This is a genomic window from Bacillus sp. HY001, assembly GCF_007558965.1.
Taxonomy (GTDB): domain Bacteria; phylum Bacillota; class Bacilli; order Bacillales; family Bacillaceae_G; genus Bacillus_A; species Bacillus_A mobilis.
In genome coordinates, this window is the sequence record NZ_VLTE01000237.1 from 1 (window position 1) to 20,368 (window position 20,368).

The window sequence follows — 20,368 nt, forward strand, 5'->3', positions numbered from 1 at the left end:
TGAGCACCAGCCGGTCCTTGAGCACCAGTAGCACCTTGAGCACCAGCCGGTCCTTGAGCACCAGTAGCACCTTGAGCACCAGCCGGTCCTTGAGCACCGGTAGCACCTTGAGCGCCAGCTGGTCCTTGAGCACCAGTAGCACCTTGAGCACCCGCTGGTCCTTGAGCACCAGTAGCACCTTGAGCACCCGCTGGTCCTTGAGCACCAGTAGCACCTTGAGCACCCGCTGGTCCTTGGGCACCAGTAGCACCTTGAGCACCCGCTGGTCCTTGAGCACCAGTAGCACCTTGAGCGCCGGCTGGTCCTTGAGCACCAGTAGCGCCTGTTGCGCCAGCTGGTCCTTGAGCACCAGTAGCACCTTGAGCGCCAGCTGGTCCTTGAGCACCAGTAGCACCTTGAGCACCCGCTGGTCCTTGAGCACCAGTAGCGCCTGTTGCGCCAGCTGGTCCTTGAGCACCAGTAGCACCTTGAGCACCCGCTGGTCCTTGAGCACCAGTAGCACCTTGAGCGCCAGCTGGTCCTTGAATACCTTGAGGCCCTTGAGGTCCAGTAGCGCCTTGAGCACCTTGAGGCCCTTGAGCACCAGTAGCACCTTGAGCACCAGCCGGACCTTGAGGTCCAGTAGCACCTTGAGCACCGGCTGGTCCTTGAGGTCCAGTAGCACCTTGAGGCCCGGTAGCACCAGTAGCACCTGTTGCTCCTCCTCCTCCAAGGCAGCCTGATCCGTATTGAACTAAGATAGCTTGGATTTCTGAAATGAGTTTAACTAGTTTGTCGATCGTACAGCAATCTACTTTGAATAATTTAGCAATATACAATAAATAATTAAGCAGGCTTTGTAACTCAACATACAATGCTCCGCATGAAAAAGGTTTTGTCGTTAAAATAGTTAATAGATTAGCGATAATAGAATTTCCAATTTGTTTTTGTGCTGGAGATAAATCTAAGCAATTGAGGAATTTTTGTAGGTTATTTAGGGCAACAATCAAGTTATCGATATTATGTTGCGAAGGGTTTTGAAAGACAGCTTGAATAGCTTGGCCAAGAGCTTGAAGAAGTTTAACGAATTCTGTAAGTTCGGACTTAGAGATGTTAATATAACTACAAGCTCTGATTTCGCAACAATCATTACCATAAAATACTTTTCCTTTATTTTTATTGTTCATCTTTTCATTCCTTTCTTTCATAGAATCAATAGTCGTTACTATATATTAAAATGAAATTTAAACTAAATTCGTGATGGACAAACTACTATTTCTAAAAAAATAAGAAGTTTGCCTACTAAGCGAAAACAATTAAGTTATGGAGACAGATTTATAGAACTTAAAAAAGATTAGTTCAACATAAAAAAGCATGCCAATTGCTAGGAGTATATAACAATTGGCATGCTTTTTGTGGAGGGGTATCTCATTTGTATTCATTTAATCTTTCAAGAGTCGTTTTAGGTAAAATTGGAATTGAAATAGTGAAAGTTGTACCATCTTCATTACTGGTCATTTTTAATGTACCGTTATGATTTTGAATAATTTTCTTCGTTACTGACAAGCCCAGTCCTGTGCCCGAATCTTTTGTTGAGAAGAATGGATCAAAGATATATTCCTGAATGGCTGGTGAAATACCAATTCCATTATCAGTGAAAGTAATACGAACAAAATTATCTAGGCGATAACTAGTAATTTGGATAGAAAGTTTTTCTTCGCCTTGAGCATCGACAGCATTCTGAAATAGGTTTAAAAAAACTTGCACAAGTTCATGACGATCAATATTGACTAATACATCATCCAATTCGGTAGAAAAGTTATAATCAATTGAAATGTTATGTAAAAAGACTTCACTAGCTAGTAACTGTTGAATATATTCACGTAAAAACGTGTTAATAGGAAACGGTTCTCTTGTAAATTCGCGTGTTTTTGAAATAGCTAAAAATTTTGTAATAATACTATTTGCGCGGTCTAATTCAGGAATGAGTAAGTTTTCAAATAATTCTTTATTAGATGGAGAAACACTTTCTTGTAAAAATTGTAAGTAACCCCGTACGGTTGTAAGAGGATTACGTACTTCATGTGCAATTCCAGCTGCAATTCGCCCTGCTAACGAAAATTTCTCTGCATCACGTTCTGTGTTTAAATAATGAAAGACACTAATAACTCTAAATATCTCTCCGTTATAATCACGAATAATTCGGTTATTTAATATGCCATAGTTTTTGTCTAAAACTTCTTCATTATATAATTCTGTTCCCGTTCTTAATGTTTCAAGAGCTTTAATTTTTTCTTCTGGCAATTTTAATAATTGTTGAATTGGTTTTCCGATTATATCATTTCGTACTACACCAAAATCATCTGCTGCAGCTTGATTACATAAAGTTATATTTCCTTTACTATCAACAAAGGTGACATGATGTGAAAAAGCATCGAAAATATGAACAAAGTATGTTTCAAGTTGCTCAAATAAAAATAATGAATCGCAGGTAAGCTGAAACTCAGCTTCTTTATTCTCTTTTTGTATGTTTTGTATAGAATGAGTCGTTCTCGTTTTCTTTATTTGTAAACCAATATGTGGATTTTTGTATGTGAAATGATGTGGTAATTGATTCACAAGTTCTTCATAAAAACGTACTTTATTTTCTAATTCCTCTATTCGTTTTTCATGAGATACAATATCATCGTTTGGAAGCATAAATAAATAACCCCTCAATTTAAAAATTCTTCCATCTAGTATATCATATTTTTATACGGATACTCTTAAAGAAAGAGCTACTTAATGAAATTGATTAGTCGAGGTGTTCGGGAATTGAGTAAAATGGATAGAAGGTGAAGTTAAAAAGGGAGGGATATATTTGCTTTTCATTGGAGTGACAGGATGGGGAGATCATGATTCTTTATATATAGATCCCTATGAAAATAGAAATAAATTACGAACATATAGTGAGCATTTTCCTATTGTGGAAGTGGATAGTTCATTTTATGCGATGCAACCTGCGCGAAACTATACAAAATGGGCAACGGAGACACCGAAAGATTTTTCTTTTGTCGTAAAAGCATATCAAGGGATGACGGGACATATGAAAGGTGAAATTCCGTTTTCTACGTTCGACGAGATGTTTGATGTGTATAAACAATCTATTCTTCCTTTAATAGAAGCTAATAAATTAAAGACGATTTTATTTCAATATCCACCATGGTTTGATTGTAAAAAGAAAAATGTAGATTTTCTTCGATATACGAAAGAGAAAATGGAAGGTTTGCCGTGTGCCATAGAATTTCGAAATCAAACATGGTTTTATCCAGAAATGAGAGATAAGACTTTACGGTTTTTGGAACAGGAGAAATGGATTCATACAATTTGTGACGAGCCACAGGCGGGGATAGGTTCGGTACCGCTCGTTTTAGAAGTAACGAATGCAGAGATGGTGTTAATACGTTTTCATGGTCGAAATGTTCATGGCTGGCTGGATAAAGGGGAAAATTGGAGAGCGGTTCGTTGCTTATATCGCTACAACAATAAAGAATTAGAAGAATGGGTAGAAAGACTAGAGCAATTGAAAAAGAAGGCAAAGGGCATATATGTACTATTTAACAATAATTCGGGCGGAGATGCAGCGGATAATGCGAAACAGCTTATGAAAATGATGAACATTACATATGGTGAGCCGAAGCCCGAGCAATTAAATTTGTTTGAATGATAATAAACAAGAAAGGCACTGTACAAACAGGGGGAATGTACAGTGCCTTTCTATATGAAAAAGAGGGGTAACAATGTTACTGAGCGTTTGGTTGATTCATCAATTGTTGGCTTCGTAATAAATGATAATGGTTATCATTATCATTGTCAATAGTTTTCCGAAAAATAAATAAAAAACTTTTATGAGACAGTAACGGGTAGGAAGATTCCTGATAAAAAGTTAGGCTGAGGCAAAGAAGTTTTTGGGGGTAGAATGCTAGTAAACTCCTGATAAAGTATCAAAAAAGAACAGCAATTAATGCTGTTCTTTTCCAGTAACGAATTGTTGTAAATCAAAAGGAGTTATCGCTTGGATAAACTCTTTTGAGATAAGTGTTTGAACAAGGGTACTCTCAGAAATGGAAGCACCTGTTTTCTTTTCATAAGCTTGTTTTAATAAATCAAGTTTTTCAGCCGTTTCTTTCGGTAATTCGATTGTTAATGTGTTCATAATTTCTCCCCCTTATTATTAGAGTACCACTACAATATAGGAGAGACAAGAAAAGAGAGTGTGAAACATAAAAAAGGTTACCATTTTATAAATGGTAACCCTTTTTATGTATAAGCGTTATTAAGCAATACCGATATACTTTAAAGTTTTTGATGGAGTACTATGATCAAAGAAGTGTTGTAAAAATGCGATATCAACACCTGATTTGTATGCACAATATCCCCAAGTTTTTCGAAGTGTATGTGAGCTAATCCCTTCTAATCCAACTTCTTTTGCAGCTTTGTTTAAAATGTACCATGCATGTTGTCTCGTAATAGATTTTGTTCCTTTTTGAGACTTTAATAATGGTTCATTACGTTTCCAAGTTTTACGTTCTTTCATGTAGTCTTCGATCGCGTGCTGTAAGTCTTCATTTACAGCAAACCATTTATGTTTCTTTACTTTTTCATTGTAAAATAAAATGGAATGGCGAACATTTTCATTTTCATCGATTACATCACTAACTTTTAATTGTAAGATTTCACTTACTTTTAAGCCAGAATTTACAGCTAATACGAATAATAAGCCATCACGTTTCGAAGATTGTAAAAGTATATTTTTGATAGTTTCTAATTGTTTTTCATTTTGAATAGGTTGTCCTGCTTGTTTCATTTCACGCACTCTCCTCTTTTATGTGTGTAAAGGAAAGGATTAACTTGTTTCTTACTATAAAGGGAGAGTGTGAATTTCATGTGAACTCCTAGTGAAATTAAGACAAATTATTTGACTTCTTTTACTTTTTGTAAATTAAAGTAGAATACAACACTATTCGTCGTGTTATATACACCGTACTCGGCATGGTGGAGGTCTAAAATGTTTTTTACAATAGATAATCCGAGACCAGTACCACCAGTATGACGGCTACGAGATGCATCTAAACGGTAGAAACGATCCCAAATTTTTTCAAGACTGTCTTCTGGGATAGGGTTTCCTGTGTTTTCGATTTCGATTTTTACTGTATCTTCCATTTCTATAACAGAGACTTGTATTTTTTCTCCATCTGGCGTATATCGAATTGCGTTGCTAAGTAAGTTCACAACCACTTGCTCAATACGACTACGATTCGCTTTCACAAAAATAGAGGAATCTACATCTATGCTCACTTGTAAATGTTTTTCTTCCATGCTAAATAATAACTTTGTATAGACTTGTTGAATTAATTCACCGATTGAGAATGTCGTCATATCTAGTTTGTACGTACCTGATTCTAATTTTGCTAATTCTAACATTTCAACAATAAGTCTGTTCATGTTTTCTGTTTCTTCTAAAATAACATCTGTGTAATACGTCGTATCTTTACTAACGCCATCTTTAATTCCTTCCGCGAAACTTCTAATTACACTGAGTGGTGTTTTTAATTCGTGTGATACACCAGAAATGAATTCTTTTCGCGTTTTCTCTAATTGACGTTCCCGTTCAATATCTTGTTGTAATTTTGTATTGGCAACATTTAATCGATCGATTCGGTCTTTTAAGTTTACAGATAGCGTATTAATACTGCCGGAAAGCCCACCAATTTCATCGTCCGCTGTCACAGGTAATTTTTCGCTAAAATCAAAATTGGCCATTTTTTTTGTAACACGATTCATTTTAATTAATGGTTTCACAATGATTTTTGAGTAGTAGAAGGATAACAAAATAATTACGAGAAATACGATGATTAAGGCATAGACATAATAATCCTTTAAAACAAGCATTGCTTCATTAACAGGTTGCAAGGATGCTACCGCAAAAGCGTATTCTTTAATCTTTCCATCTTCCATAATAGGTTGTACAAAGATACTATTCTTTATATTTTCTCCGCTATCTAGTAGAAAATGGCTCAATTGCTGTGGGCTAGTAGTGCCATCTCTAATAATTTCTGCAAAATATTGAACGGCTTGTAATGTTTCAAGATCATTTGCAAGACGAACATCAGCTTTGGATGGAAGCTGTAACTTAGATACAATACCAGTAAACTCAATTTGAGTTACAGTTTTGGATCGACTTGTAAGTCTATTTTTAGCAGGGTTACCATTAATGGATTGAAAATCTGAGTTGATATATTCGTTTTGCCATCGATTATAGTTTGTCGTCAATTCTATTGGTGTTATGGTGGAATCTTGTACAAAACCGACGACGTTTATCATCCCATCTTTTTTCAATCCTAAGTTTTCGAATTTATTATATTCTTCGGGCGTTAAAAGATTATTGAGTGGAATGGAATATGCTTTGTTATTTTTAGGGTTAATTACATCAATGTAAAAATTATTATCGCTTTTAATAATGCCGTTCGTATTTAAAAACTGCATTTCGGCATTTGTTTTATCATGAAATTCTTGTTTTAGTTTTCGAATTTCTTCATAAGTTTTACCACTTTTTTCGTAATTATCTACGAACTTCTCGAAAGAATTTTGAACGGTTTTTACCTTTTTATTAATATAAAATTTCTCTAAAAATAGAGATTGTCCTAGGAAAAAAAGGAGGAATATGATTGTAAATAATGTTGATGTTAATAAAAATAGTTTAAAGACGATACTTCTGTTTTTCACTGCGTCACCTCTTGTGAGAAATACTGTAAATGATTTCTTTATTATAACAAACGTTACAAAAAAGTAGAGGAGAAAATCTGTCTCTTCCGAAAGTAGTTTTTTATAAAAGGTCACATAAAAAGAACTCGACAGACGTATGACGAGTTCTTTAATGTATTATTGTTGAATTGCTGCATCTAAAGCGATTTCAATCATTTCGTTAAATGTAGTTTGACGCTCTTCAGATGTTGTTTCTTCACCAGTGAAGATGTGGTCACTTACTGTTAATACAGATAACGCATTTACACCGTATTTCGCTGCTAATGTGTAAAGAGCGGTTGTTTCCATTTCTACTGCTAGTACACCGTAATCTCCAAGCTTTTTAACCATGTCCATGCTTTCGCGGTAAAATACATCTGCTGTTAAAACGTTACCAACACGAACGTGTAAGCCTTTTTCAGTTCCAGCATCGTAAGCTTTCTTTAAAAGGTCAAAGTTTGCAGCTGGTGCAAAATCAAAACCTGGGAATGTTAAACGGTTCATATTAGAATCCGTACAAGCTGTCATTGCAATAATAACGTCACGTACTTTTACGTCTTTTTGAATCGCACCGCAAGTTCCAACGCGAATTAAATTTTTAACTCCGTAGCTTTGGATTAATTCGTTTACATAAATAGAAATAGAAGGAACACCCATACCTGTACCTTGAACAGATACGCGTTTTCCTTTATAAGTTCCAGTGAAACCTAACATACCACGCACGTTATTATAGCAAGTAACGTCCTCTAGAAATGTTTCAGCGATATATTTTGCACGTAATGGATCACCAGGTAATAGAATAGATTCAGCAATTTCGCCTTGTTTTGCTTCAATATGTACACTCATGAAAAGTCCTCCTTATAATGTATTGATAGAAATCAATATCATTTGCATTATACACTATCAATCCTTTCAATTAAAATCTTTTAATTATTTGTAATATGTGCAAAGCAGGAGGATTTCATAAATCATAATCTAGAATATATATGTAAGAAGTTTTGTATGAACAGAGACAATAAAAATGGTAGGTGATGTTTTGAAAAATCTTGTCATTGGACTTGTTGCTTTGCTTTTTATTGTAGTAGGCGGATTTTACATAAAGAAGTATCAGGAAACTACAGAGACTGTAGGTGATGTTCAGGAAGTAAAATGGGATGTGTCAAATGGAAAAGGAAATGAGAAAGTAGATATTTCGTTTCAATTACTAAATAATAAAAATAACGAAGTTCGTGGTGTGAATGATCAAATTCGGGCAGTTATTGTAGACGGACAATTAAAACATGTACAACAAATGAAACCTACATTTGCAGGGAATGGATCATATAAGGTTTCTTCCAAAATAGTGAAAGATGAAGGATATACAATATTTTTATATGAAGACAAAAATAAGTCTGTGAAATCATTTGCGAAGAAAGATTTTGGGAGAGAAATAGAGGAGAAAAATAAGAAAAAAGTAAAATTTCCAATCGATAGTGTGCTTACAAAAAAAATAGGGGAGTATGAAGTTTCTTTATTATTTGGTGCCTTGCATCCGAATGAACCAGCGACGTTAACATTTCAATTCCAAGCGAAAAAGGGTGAGAAATTGAAATTACATTCCGAGAGAGGAGAAATAGAGGCACTCTATATCGTGGACGAAACGAGAGAAAACTTTTTATATGCAATACCTGTTGATACAGATGAGCAATTACAATATCGTATTACATTTCCTGTAGAAGGAACGTATAAAATATGGGGAGATTTCTATATAAATGGTAAGAAATATGAAAAAGAATTTATTGTACAAGTTCAAAAACGAAAAAACAGCTAAATGTTTAGCTGTTTTTTCGTTTTCCTATTAATTTTGTTACAGAGAGCATTGTAATTGGTAAAGAATGATTCTTTCTAAATGCTAAATATTTACCGCTCCATGCTGGTTTATATTTTTCTTTAAAATGACGTAGTCCGCTGAAACTATACGTATAACGAACATTATTAAAGATGGCAGCAGCAACTCGTTCAGACCAGAAAGATTGTGTCGATAAACCTACATTTGAAAGTGGTGCCATACCAATATTAAAGGAATGGTATTCATTTTCTTTGGCCCACTGGAATAGGTGAATGAAAATTGCATCCATAATACCGCTAGGTGCATCTGGATAATAGCGCATTAAATCAACAGACAATGATCCGTCTTGATATACCGGCATAAAGGTTGTAAATGCGATGATTTTTCCATCCGCATCAGATAATGTAGCGATAGGTGCTCGACTAATATATCCACGATCAAAATATCCGAGTGAAAAGCCTTTCTCTTTTTTACCGCCGAGCCATGCCTCTGAAACTTTTTTTAACTCTTCATAAAGTTCATCTGAGAATGGTGGCTGGTGAATAGAGAATGTATAGCCTTCTCTTTCAAAACGGTTGAAAGTCGCGCGCATACCGGCGCGTTTTTTTCCTGTTATTGTAAATGTGTTCAAATCAACGACAGCTTCTTCACCAAGCTTAAAGAAGTTATAACCAAAATCATGATATAAACTCATCCATTTACTTTCGATTTGGTAGAATACACAAATGTATCCAAATCGATCAGCCTCAGCTAAAAACTCTTGTAACACAGTACGATAGGAGGAAGGATCCCCAATTGGATCACCTAGCACAACAAGACGTTTTCCCGTTATAGAGAAGAGAAGGAGCGCTTTCCCATCACTACTGAAGAAGAATTGTTTATCTCCTAAAAATCCTAAATGACTAAGTACATTTCCATTATGTTCATCTAAGAAGTTTTGCAATCTTTTATCATTCGCTGGTTGCCCGGGAAATTCACTTCGATAACGGTTGGCAATGAGTGAGCCAATCAGTAAAAAAGTAGGAACGAAAAAGGCAGCTGCTAATGCACTTCGTTTCACTTGTGTAATATTACGAACGACAAAATCAGGTTTAAAGGCTTCTTTTGCACCTGCAAATAAAATACCTAAGTTTTTATATAAATATAAAGTTATAAGTAGGAATATAAAAACTTTTACCATATCAGAAAGTGAGACTTCCATTTTCTCGCGTACAAATCTTTTACGAAGCATATATAATACAGCGAGTACGATTAATAAAATAAACGTTTCTTCAATATCAATTCCTTTTAGCGTATTAAAGATTGCTGCTCCGATTAACGAAATAATCGTCATATAGTAAGAACGTTTTGTTCCATAATATATGCCTCGTGAAAGGATTAGCAGGAGAATACCAAATGTTAGTGATAAGCTAAAAGAAAATTGAATAAGAGGTTTTGGAGCTAAAATATGTAAGGCGTGTGCTCTATTTATACTTGTTGGTAGAATGGTCGATAAAATAACCATTAGTCCAGCAAATACTGTTAAGGCAGCAGATGCCCATGAACCTAATTTTCCTAGAAAATCACGCTGTAAAGTCCATATAACACCAGTTGTTTCTAATGCAGGCGCAATAAAAGGTTTATCTTCAAACTTTTTAATGGCCACGCCTGTCATTTCAAAAGCTGCAAAAATAAGACCAAGGCAGAAAGGTAAAATGTAATAGACGAGGCGATACAATAACATAGCAGGTAGTAATACGCCTGTATCAATGCCATACTGTCCGAGTCCAGTTAAAAAGACAAGATCAAATGAACCGAGGCCACCAGGCACAAGACTCACAACGCCAGCTAAAGCAGCAATTACATACACACCTAAGAACTTTTGAAATTCGATATCGATGCCAAATAATATTAATATGACGTACATAACAATACCCGCAGATACCCACTCGACTAATGAAACTAATGAGTATAAAACAGTTGGGTTTTTCTCTTCTGCTTCTTCTTGTCCTTCGGTTTGGTTTGTTTTTCTATTTTTAAGTTTAGAAAAGCCGATATATATAGGGACGAAAAGAGCGAAAAAGATAAGAACAGGCCATAGCCACGGTTTTTCATGCAAAATAAAACTTGTGTCTAATATTCCAATAAGACCGAGGAATGAAAGAATGGCTAATCCGTTAATAAAAGCAGTTGTCATCCAGGCGATACTTTTAATAAGTTTGCCATTTTCTTTTATGTATGGACGATAAAGCATTGTGCGTACACCAGCCCCAACGAGACCACCAAATCCAATAAATCCATTTAAAGTATTAGCAATCCATGAGATACGGAAAATCTTTTGGACTGGTATATCAGCTTTTAAATAACGAAGCATAACATAGTCATAAAAGAACATTGTTGATACGGCAAATGCACCAAGTGTAATTGCTAAAAAGACTCCGCCGGTTGGAATGTTTTTAATTGAATTGATTGCTTCTAAAAAAGAAATGCCTGCTAATTCTTTTTTTGCTTGAAAGAATACAATTGTTAATACAACAAATGGGAAGATAAATTTCCCGATTTGTAAGAAACGTTTCCATGAAAACGACATAAATACAACTCTCCTTGTATAAGAAAACTGAGACAATAATATTATTATGACAAACTTCAAGAAAAATAAAAAGGTAAATTCCTGTATAAGGAAGCTATTTTTTGTAAGGGTTATATTTAAAAGAGTATTTCGTTTGTCAGAAAATTAAGTTAAAATAAATTGAAAGAAGGAAGAGAGGGGAAGTAGATGATTATAATAGGTTATGCGGGATATGAGTTAGAGAAAGCAAAACCAAATACATCAGAAGATTTCTTTAATAGATCTGAAGTGACATATATATTAAATAATAAAGAGAGAACTTTTTCCGTTTTATACGTTCGATATTTTGAAGAAGTTTTACAAGAAATTACTCCTTTTGAAGGAAATCCAGTATGTAAAGTAGAAGAACAAGACATATATTTACGGGATATTGTAGCGATATGTTGTTTACTGAAAGAGAATGAGCTTCGCATGCAAAAACGTTTATATTTAAATAATATAGAAGAATTCCAACAATATTTTGATGAGGGAACAGTGGTGAAAGTACAAGAAATATTGGCTGAATTACATAAAAATAAAAGAGTAGAAATAGCGTGAAATGGCAAAGGAGAGGGAAAAATGTCTAATCTGATGGTTGAAAATCAAACAGAACAAGTTTCTATGTTTTTAGAAGATGTTATTACATTGATAACCAATTATGTAAATTATCATACGTTACCTTCTTTATTAGAAGAAACACCAGCAGGGAACGAGCAATATTATAAAGGGTTATTAGCATCAATGAGACGTCTTCTCGTTTTTTGCGAAGAAGGACATGATGCATGTTTTGTTTTGTTAAATAGCCAGCCATTTCGAAAAACAGCAGCTGAAAAAATTTTATATAAAATTTATCATCAAGTAATTGCAGAGTTTTTCTCACCGAAGAGTGATCATTGGTATGAAAATAGTCGGTCTGCCTATACAGGGAAAAACTCCATCGTTTTTCAACAAACGCCACCAGCGTCTGTAGAGCAAGTGATGAAGAGTTTAGAAGGTAAATTTCAATTGATGCGTGAAGAACTAGAATATTATGAGACGGATTATCAAACAAAGATGTTACACAAATATTAATTGCGAAAAAGAAGCTAAGGGGACTTAGCTTCTTTTCCTTTTGTAAAGTTATATAAGGGATTTCCTTTGAATATATTTATGGGGATAGCATTAAGGAGGTGTAACATGAGTCAGCAAGGTGTATTTACAGATTACTTTCATGAAGTAGAAAGCTGGTGTGAAAGTGTTCTTCACGTATTAGATAGCCGTGCAATGGAAGTGTATGATGTCCATATGCTTGCTTATAAAATTCAAACGTTATTAGATCGTATGAAAGAGCATGAGTATGATACAGATGCAGAGTTTATGTATGAGATAAGTGATGATGTAGAACATATTCAGCATCATTTGCAGGAAGTATTCGTGCAAGGAGAAGAGGAATATGAACTATATGAAAGAGGGGATAGTGAACGAGCTGTTCCAATTGGAGGGCATACACTTCCACCATTACCTTATCCGTATAATGCGTTAGAACCTTATATTTCTAGAGAAATTATGATGTTACACCATGATAAACATCATCGCAGTTACGTGGAAGGATTAAATAAGGCAGAGAAGATGATGGAAGAAGCGAGAAAAACGAATCAATTTGATTTAATTAAGCATTGGGAAAGAGAAGCGGCTTTTCATGGATCAGGTCATTACTTACACACGATATTTTGGAATAACATGAAAAAAGATGGTGGCGGAAGTCCAAGAGGGGCTCTTTCACAACAGATTGAGCAAGATTTTGGAAGTTTTTTACGTTTTCAAAAACATTTCACAGAAGCAGCTTCTAAAGTGGAAGGATCAGGATGGGCGATTCTCGTCTGGGTGCCACGATCTGGAAGATTAGAAATTTTGCAGAGTACACTTCATCAATTATTTACACAATGGGATACGATACCGCTCCTCGTACTAGACGTGTGGGAACATGCGTATTATTTACAATACCAAAATCGAAAAGATGAATATATTAAAAACTGGTGGAATGTTGTAAATTGGCCTGATGTCGAAAAAAGATTTGAAAGTGCGAAACAAATTGAATGGACACCGTATTAGACGCAGATTTTCTGCGTCTTTTTTATTGGAGGGGGCAAGAGATTTCGTTCATATTTTAAAAGGCCAAGCATACACTTGTACAAAAAGTGCCAAAAGGACGTGGGGGGAAATATGAGACGAATTTGTGTAATAATCACGCTTTTTATTATGTACGCAAGCGTTGTGCCAATTCCTACATATGCAAAGATGAACAGTAATGTCAGTGCTCGAAATGCTGTATTAATGGAACAACAGTCAGGTCGTGTATTATACGGGAAAGCAGAGCATGAGTCACAAAAAATTGCTAGTATAACAAAAATTATGACAGCGTTGTTAGCTGCTGAATCAGGAAAAATGAAAGAATTGGTACCAGTTAGTAATGAAGCGGTGAGAGTAGAAGGCTCAGCAATTTATTTAAAACCTGGACAGAAAGTGAAGTTAGAGGATTTAGTATACGGACTCATGCTTAGATCTGGCAATGATGCAGCACAAGTAATTGCTGAAAATGTAGGAGGGAGTATAGAAGGGTTCGTATATTTAATGAATGAAAAGGCGAAACAAATTGGAATGAAAGATACTCACTTTTCAAACCCACATGGTTTGGATGGAGATGGATCCCATTATTCGTCGGCCTATGATATGGCACTTTTAACGAAGTATGCAATGGGGAATGAAACCTTTAAGAAGATTTTTGGGACAAAAACGTATAAATCAGATTCGTGGGATTATCCGTGGAAAAACAAACATAAACTCGTGACGTCTTATTATGAATTTGCGACAGGAGGAAAAACCGGTTTTACGAAGAAAGCGGGACGGACACTTGTTACAACAGCATCAAAAGATGGACTAGATCTAATTGTCGTAACTTTGAGCGCTTCTAGCGATTGGGATGATCATATGAATTTATTTGATAAAGGTTTTGAACGTTTCAAGCAAACGAACGTTGTAGGACAAGGAGCTCTTGCTGAAATAACTGAAAAGAAATATGCCAATCATGTTTATACGAAAAATAGTTTTGCGGTGCCATTAACTGAGCAAGAAAGAAAGGATGTCGTATTAAAAGTTGAACTCGATAAAAGTGCAAAACTTAAGGATGGCGTAAAGGTTGGGAAGACAGAAATTTATGTTGGCAATGAGAAAGTTGGAGAACGGAATTTATTTTATAGTAAACGAAAGTTAGTAGCTACAACGGGAATGTACTGGAATAATGTGAAAGAAATTTTTTCTCATATGATAGGTGTTGGGAGCGATGGTTAATCTCGTATGGGTAGCGATGGCAGTCATAGGGATTGTATATGCCATGATAAATGGAACGATGGAAGCAATAAATAAAGCTGTATTTGACGGAGCAAAAGACGCAGTAACAATTTGTATAGGACTCATTAGTGTTTTAGTATTTTGGCTTGGTTTAATGAAAATTGCAGAGGAAGCAGGGTTGTTAAAAAAGTTAGTGTCACTTTTTATGCCGATCGTAAAAAGATTATTTCCAGAAATACCGAAAGATCATCCGTCAATGGGATTTATTTTATCGAATATGATGGCAAACTTTTTTGGATTAGGGAATGCAGCGACCCCTCTTGGTATTAAAGCAATGGAACAATTGAAAGAATTAAATGGAGGGAAGGATTCGGCGAGCCGTTCTATGGTAACGTTTCTCGCGTTAAATACATCAGCGATTACTTTAATTCCTACTACTGTCATTTCGATTCGAATGACGTATGAATCAGCGAATCCTACTGAAATTGTAGGGGTAACATTCATTGCACAAGTACTCTCTATGATCGGAGCGATTTGGATTGACCGCTATTTTTACCGAAGAAGGAGTAGGAAGGGGCGGAAGAAATGAGTATTGTCAATACGATATCATTATGGGTAATCCCTTGTGTAATTGGTTTTATCCTTTTATATGGCACGATAAAGAAAGTGCCAACCTATGAATCATTCGTTGAGGGAGGAAAAGAAGGAATTCAAATTGCAATCTCCATTTTACCATTTATGGTTGGGATGCTTGTATCTATTTCAATATTTCGAGCTTCAGGTGCATTAGATGCAATGATATCAGTAATGAAGCCGATGTTAGATTTAATTCATGTCCCAGCAGAAATTGTTCCACTAGCACTTATACGCCCTATTTCAGGCTCTGCTGGTTTAAGTATTACGACCGATTTAATTGCCACTTATGGGCCAGACTCGTTTATTGGAAGATTGGCTTCTACGATGCAAGGAAGTACAGATACGACTTTTTATATTTTAACAGTATACTTCGGAGCTGTTGGAATTAGAAAAATGGGAGATGCATTGAAAGTAGGACTTTTTGCCGATTTAATCGGAATTATATGTTCAATTGTGTTTGTTTCTTTAATGTTTAAGTAAGGCTATTCATTTTTTATGCTATTTCGCTTATAATACGTATACGACCACTATTAAGGTGTTGCTTAATAGTGGTTTTTTTATGCTGTATTTTTGACAAAATGATGAACTTTTATTGTGAGCAATATGAAGAATATGGACAATAATAAAAGGTAAAAACATGATTTGCCCTTTATATGTTTATTATCATCGCTATGTTGTTTAAGTAAGATGAAGCGAAAAGCCGTCAAGTGTATGCGGTTGCCAAGTCTTTCTAATGTAAGGTAAGATAAATTCGAGGTGAAAAAAAGAAATGGAACGATTACAAAAAGTGATTGCGCAAGCAGGTATTGCATCGAGAAGAAAGGCTGAGGAATTAATTCAGCAAGGAAAAGTGAAGGTAAATGGAAAAATAGTGAAGGAGTTAGGAACGAAAGTCACTCCTCAAGATAAAGTAGAAGTAAATAACATTCCTCTTGAAAAAGAAGAACCTGTTTATTTTTTACTATATAAACCAACTGGCGTAATTTCAAGTGTATCAGATGATAAAGGAAGAAGTGTTGTAACAGACTTTTTCCCTGAAATTAGACAACGTTTATTCCCAATCGGCCGCTTAGATTATGATACGTCTGGCGTATTATTAATGACAAATGATGGGGAATTTGCAAATGTATTAATGCATCCGAGATATAAAGTTGAAAAAACGTATGTTGCAAAAATTAAAGGGCCATTAACAGGTGAGAAAATTCGCATGTTAGAACGAGGTGTTGCATTAGAAGATGGGAAAACAGCACCAGCACAAGTGAAAATTATTTCTTGGGACAAGCGTAAAGAGACTGCGATTGTACAATTAACGATTCATGAAGGACGTAATCGTCAAGTACGCCGCATGTTTGAAGCGCTAGATTGTAAAGTAGTGAAACTAAAGCGTGAACGCTACGCCTTTTTAGAAGTGGGTAGCTTGCGCCCTGGTGATGCGAGAGAATTGTCACCACATGAGGTGAAACAATTACGTGCATTAGCTTCTACAAAGCCGCGCTAATCGATAGTGTGAAACTTTCACCAGTGGAATGTTCCGCTGGTGATTTATTAAAACATACATATATTCATCACTCGTCGAAGAGAGGGGAGACAATATGAAGAAAAATCGCTTATTATTTCGCGTTATTATTCTGATCATTTTAAGCGGTGCTGTAGGATTTACCCTTTATCAAGGGTTCTTTGCTGATAAGGAGAAAATGCAAATCGGAAAAGAAGCACCTAACTTTGTTGTGACAGATTTAGAAGGAAAGAAAATTGAACTAAAAGATTTAAAGGGAAAAGGTGTGTTTTTAAACTTTTGGGGCACTTGGTGTAAACCGTGTGAAAAAGAAATGCCTTATATGAATGAATTATATCCAAAATATAAAGAAAAAGGCGTTGAAATCATCGCGTTAGATGCAGATGAAACAGATATTGCTGTTAAGAACTTTGTGAGCCAATATGGTTTGAAATTCCCGGTTGCCATTGACAAAGGACAAAAAATTATAGGGACATATGGAGTAGGACCATTACCAACAAGCTTTTTGATTGATAAAGAAGGAAAAGTAGTGGAGCAAATTATAGGTGAACAAACGAAAGAACAATTAGAAGGATATTTAAAGAAAATTACTCCGTAATAAAGAAAGCCTTTACATACGAGGTGCATTCATATAGTGCCTCTGGTTTAAAAATTCTGAGTATTGCGGTAACTCAAGGTTAGAATATACAATAGTACATATAGATACAAGGGCGGTGAGAGTGTTGAAAGAAATTAAGTGTGAATGTGGACATGTTAATCCGATAGGAACTGTTTTTTGTGAAGCGTGTGGGAAACCATTTGAAAGCAATGAGAATATAAAACTATTGGATATGCGCTATGAGGGGAGTGCTCGGAGATCTCTCACGCAAACAAAAACAATAGTCGATAAAATTTGGAGCTTTTTCTCTTCTGTAAAAGTGGGGGTATGGCTCATTGTAATCACTTTAGCTGCATCAGCGATAGGAACTATTTTTCCACAAGAAATGTACATAACTCCAGGGATTGCACCAGCTGAATATTATAAGCAAGAATACGGATTTTTAGGGCAATTATACTATCAATTAGGATTTAATAATTTATACGGTTCATGGTGGTATATGATTTTAATTGCTTCAATTGGTATTTCACTTGTGATATGCAGTTTAGATCGTGTTATTCCGCTTTATAAAGCCTTAAAGAAGCAAGGGGTGAAAAGACACCCTAGCTTTTTAAAGAGACAAAGATTATACGGCACTGGTACACCGCAAGATGGTGATTTGGAAAAAATCCAAATGAATTTAAAGAAAACGAACTATAACGTGAAAGTGGAAGACGGTAACATTTTAGCTGAAAAAGGACGGTTTTCACGCTGGGGTCCATATGTGAATCATATCGGTCTCATTATATTTTTATTCGGTGCAATGCTCCGTTTTTTACCGAGTATGTACGTAGATGAAGCGCTTTGGTTACGTGATGGTGAAACGAAAGAAATACCTGGAACGGATGGGCAATACTACTTAAAAAACGAGAAGTTTATAAAGGAAGTTTATGATAAAAGTAAGGACAAGGAAGTTTTTGATGAAGCGATTGATCGTGTAGGCGATAAGATGATTGCAAAAAACTTCCAAACGAATGCTGTATTGTATAAAGTGGTCGGCGAAAATATAGCAGGACAAAAACCAAAATTAGAAAAAGTAAAAGAAGCGGAAATTCGAGTAAATGAGCCAATGAAATTTGATCAATTTGCTGTTTATCAAGTGGATTACAAAGAAAGTGAATTTAAAAGTATGTCCTTTAACTTGCAAAACAAAGAAAATAATCAAAAGTGGGGACCGATTAAAGTTGATTTAACGAATCCTACAGAAAAATATGATTTAGGAAACGGTTATTCTTTAGAACTATTAAGCTATTTCCCTGATTTTTATTTTGATGAGAGTGGAAGACCAAATACAAAAACGAAATTACCAAACAACCCTGCATTTGTGTTTAAAATGTTTACGCCTGAAACACCAGATGGTGAAGTGAGTTTTGTTGGTATTCAGCAAAATATAGAACCTGATGGAAATAATAAATATAAAATGTCGTTTGCAGGTGTGGAAATGCAAAATGCAACAGCACTTACTGTAAGGAAAGATTTAACGCTTTGGATTCTCGGTATTGGAGGATTTATATTTATGGTTGGTGTCATTCAAGGGATGTATTGGAATCATCGCCGTATTTGGATACAACGCGTTAATGATGAATGGTGGATTGCAGGACATACGAATAAAAATTGGTTCGGTTTAAAGAAAGATATTGAAAGAGTACTAGAAGGTACAACAATTCCGCAGCCAAGCGATAAAGTAGTGGATAAAAAAATTAGTTAAGGTGGGGAAACGATATGGTGCAAATAAGTAGTAACTTTCTCTTTACCGCATTTATTTTATATTTAATTGCAACTTTATTTTTCGGAGGAGCAATTAAAGAAAAAGGTCATAAATGGGCAAATATAGGAATAACGATTACAATCTTAGGGTTTATTGCACAAACAGTATATTTTGTTACGAGATGGATTGCATCAGGACATGCACCGGTTAGTAACTTTTTTGAATTCGGTACATTTTTCGGTATGATGCTTGTCGGAGCATTTATTGTCATGTATTTTATGTATCGCGTAAGCATAATCGGACTCTTTGCATTACCAGTTGCACTTTTATTAATTGCCTATGCAAGTATGTTTCCGAGGGAAATATCTCCGCTTATTCCTTCTTTAAAAAGTAATTGGTTACATATTCACGTAACGACTGCAGCAGCAGGACAAGCAATTTTAGCAATTAGTTTTATTACGGGCGTTATGTATTTATTGAAGAATGTAGATCAATCAACGAGAAGTAAACGAACATTTTGGTTAGAAGCGGTCGTGTTCACACTTGTTTGTACAGTTGGATTTATTGGAGTAACAACAGTATTTTCTAGTATGAAATATGAAGCGAAGTTTCAATGGGTTGATAAAAATGAACAACAAGTGGAAATGAAGTACAACCTTCCGGCTTTAGTGGGACCACACGAAGGAAAGTTATTGACAGAAAATAAATTCGAGCCGACAGTTGAAGTTCCAGCGATTGTAAATGCGAAAAAATTAAATACTGTAATTTGGTCTGTGTTAATAGGAACTTTACTTTATATCGTATTAAGACTTGTTTTACGGAAACGAGTATCAGCGGCGCTTCAGCCGTTAGTGAAAAATACGAATAGTGATTTGTTAGATGAAATTGGATATCGATCTATTGCAATTGGATTCCCAGTTTTCACATTAGGTGCATTAATTTTCGCCATGATTTGGGCTCAAATAGCGTGGACACGTTTTTGGGGCTGGGATCCAAAAGAAGTTTGGGCGCTTATTACTTGGCTCTTTTATGCGGCGGTATTACATTTACGTTTATCAAAAGGGTGGCATGGAGAGAAGTCAGCGTGGTTAGCGGTAATTGGTTTTGCAATCATTATGTTTAACTTTATTGTAGTAAACTTAATTATCGCGGGTTTACATTCATACGCATAGAGAAATAAAATAGGAGAGTGAATGTCACTTTCCTATTTTATTTTTGTCAACTTTTCTTCTTTTTTGAGAAAAACATGACAAAGTAGCGGTTGATTTTGTAAAATGATGTCGAGGACATTATATACTGTTCAAAAAAAATACATAGTTTTGGAAAAAAATTGAACAAACTTTATTATTCTTGTGAAGCATAATATG

19 protein-coding genes are annotated in these 20,368 nt (G+C 35.4%); 12 read left to right on the forward strand and 7 right to left on the reverse strand.

The window, feature by feature from the left end; genetic code table 11:
• Window positions 1-1,166: collagen-like repeat preface domain-containing protein (locus tag FOT98_RS30750; protein ID WP_144291242.1), on the reverse strand; the 1,166-nt coding region annotated here is incomplete at its 3' end.
• 241 nt (window positions 1,167-1,407) lie between these two features.
• On the reverse strand, window positions 1,408-2,679 hold the full coding sequence (locus FOT98_RS30755; protein ID WP_063261779.1) for an ATP-binding protein: 1,272 nt from the start codon (window positions 2,677-2,679) through the stop codon (window positions 1,408-1,410).
• Between the two features lie 160 nt (window positions 2,680-2,839).
• Here FOT98_RS30755 and FOT98_RS30760 point away from each other — a divergent pair, with 160 nt between their 5' ends.
• Window positions 2,840-3,685, forward strand: a complete 846-nt coding sequence (locus FOT98_RS30760) for a DUF72 domain-containing protein (protein WP_063261778.1) — start codon at window positions 2,840-2,842, stop codon at window positions 3,683-3,685.
• Window positions 3,686-3,979: 294 nt separating this feature from the next.
• Here the strand turns inward: FOT98_RS30760 and FOT98_RS30765 are convergent, their stop codons facing one another.
• From FOT98_RS30765 to deoD, 4 genes are all read right to left on the reverse strand, one after another.
• On the reverse strand, window positions 3,980-4,174 hold the full coding sequence (locus FOT98_RS30765; RefSeq protein ID WP_001094861.1) for a DUF3924 domain-containing protein: 195 nt from the start codon (window positions 4,172-4,174) through the stop codon (window positions 3,980-3,982).
• 120 nt (window positions 4,175-4,294) lie between these two features.
• On the reverse strand, window positions 4,295-4,825 hold the full coding sequence (locus FOT98_RS30770; RefSeq protein ID WP_000806236.1) for a tyrosine-type recombinase/integrase: 531 nt from the start codon (window positions 4,823-4,825) through the stop codon (window positions 4,295-4,297).
• 107 nt (window positions 4,826-4,932) lie between these two features.
• Window positions 4,933-6,744, reverse strand: coding sequence for a sensor histidine kinase (locus FOT98_RS30775; protein WP_063261777.1), 1,812 nt, complete (start codon window positions 6,742-6,744; stop codon window positions 4,933-4,935).
• 156 nt (window positions 6,745-6,900) lie between these two features.
• A complete protein-coding gene (gene deoD / locus FOT98_RS30780; RefSeq protein ID WP_000110707.1) occupies window positions 6,901-7,608 on the reverse strand; it encodes a purine-nucleoside phosphorylase in 708 nt (235 codons plus the stop codon).
• Window positions 7,609-7,783: 175 nt separating this feature from the next.
• On the opposite strand from deoD, the gene FOT98_RS30785 reads away from it, so the two are divergent.
• Window positions 7,784-8,572 carry a hypothetical protein gene (locus FOT98_RS30785; protein ID WP_063261776.1) on the forward strand — a complete coding sequence of 263 codons (789 nt, stop codon included), beginning with the start codon at window positions 7,784-7,786 and terminating at the stop codon, window positions 8,570-8,572.
• A gap of 4 nt (window positions 8,573-8,576) precedes the next feature.
• On the opposite strand, the gene mprF is transcribed toward FOT98_RS30785, so the two are convergent.
• On the reverse strand, window positions 8,577-11,159 hold the full coding sequence (mprF, locus tag FOT98_RS30790) for a bifunctional lysylphosphatidylglycerol flippase/synthetase MprF (protein ID WP_063261775.1): 2,583 nt from the start codon (window positions 11,157-11,159) through the stop codon (window positions 8,577-8,579).
• Between the two features lie 186 nt (window positions 11,160-11,345).
• On the opposite strand from mprF, the gene FOT98_RS30795 reads away from it, so the two are divergent.
• The 10 genes from FOT98_RS30795 (at window position 11,346) to resC (ending at window position 20,173) form a co-directional block, all read left to right on the forward strand.
• The gene (locus FOT98_RS30795; RefSeq protein WP_061677829.1) at window positions 11,346-11,735 is read left to right on the forward strand and encodes a hypothetical protein; all 390 of its coding nucleotides are present in this window, start codon (window positions 11,346-11,348) and stop codon (window positions 11,733-11,735) included.
• A gap of 21 nt (window positions 11,736-11,756) precedes the next feature.
• Window positions 11,757-12,248: a YpuI family protein gene (locus FOT98_RS30800; protein ID WP_063261774.1), complete on the forward strand. Its 492-nt coding sequence runs from the start codon at window positions 11,757-11,759 to the stop codon at window positions 12,246-12,248.
• A 105-nt stretch (window positions 12,249-12,353) separates the two neighbouring features.
• Window positions 12,354-13,268, forward strand: a complete 915-nt coding sequence (locus FOT98_RS30805) for a superoxide dismutase (RefSeq protein WP_000082672.1) — start codon at window positions 12,354-12,356, stop codon at window positions 13,266-13,268.
• A gap of 111 nt (window positions 13,269-13,379) precedes the next feature.
• Window positions 13,380-14,504, forward strand: a complete 1,125-nt coding sequence (dacB, locus tag FOT98_RS30810) for a D-alanyl-D-alanine carboxypeptidase DacB (RefSeq protein ID WP_063261773.1) — start codon at window positions 13,380-13,382, stop codon at window positions 14,502-14,504.
• Window positions 14,497-15,093, forward strand: a complete 597-nt coding sequence (gene spmA, locus FOT98_RS30815; protein ID WP_000247806.1) for a spore maturation protein SpmA — start codon at window positions 14,497-14,499, stop codon at window positions 15,091-15,093. Before dacB ends, spmA begins: the two co-directional genes overlap by 8 nt.
• Entirely contained in the window at window positions 15,090-15,620 is a 531-nt protein-coding gene (spmB, locus tag FOT98_RS30820; RefSeq protein ID WP_000029511.1) for a spore maturation protein SpmB, read from the forward strand. The genes spmA and spmB overlap by 4 nt, the downstream gene beginning before the upstream one ends.
• A gap of 289 nt (window positions 15,621-15,909) precedes the next feature.
• Window positions 15,910-16,638 carry a 23S rRNA pseudouridine(2605) synthase RluB gene (gene rluB, locus FOT98_RS30825; RefSeq protein WP_000440552.1) on the forward strand — a complete coding sequence of 243 codons (729 nt, stop codon included), beginning with the start codon at window positions 15,910-15,912 and terminating at the stop codon, window positions 16,636-16,638.
• Window positions 16,639-16,732: 94 nt separating this feature from the next.
• Window positions 16,733-17,254: a thiol-disulfide oxidoreductase ResA gene (gene resA, locus FOT98_RS30830; protein ID WP_063261772.1), complete on the forward strand. Its 522-nt coding sequence runs from the start codon at window positions 16,733-16,735 to the stop codon at window positions 17,252-17,254.
• Between the two features lie 121 nt (window positions 17,255-17,375).
• Window positions 17,376-19,001 (forward strand): cytochrome c biogenesis protein ResB, encoded by a 1,626-nt coding sequence (gene resB / locus FOT98_RS30835; RefSeq protein ID WP_061677826.1) that lies wholly within the window; start codon window positions 17,376-17,378, stop codon window positions 18,999-19,001.
• A gap of 14 nt (window positions 19,002-19,015) precedes the next feature.
• Window positions 19,016-20,173, forward strand: coding sequence for a cytochrome c biogenesis protein ResC (gene resC / locus FOT98_RS30840; protein ID WP_061677825.1), 1,158 nt, complete (start codon window positions 19,016-19,018; stop codon window positions 20,171-20,173).
• Window positions 20,174-20,368: the final 195 nt, after the last annotated feature.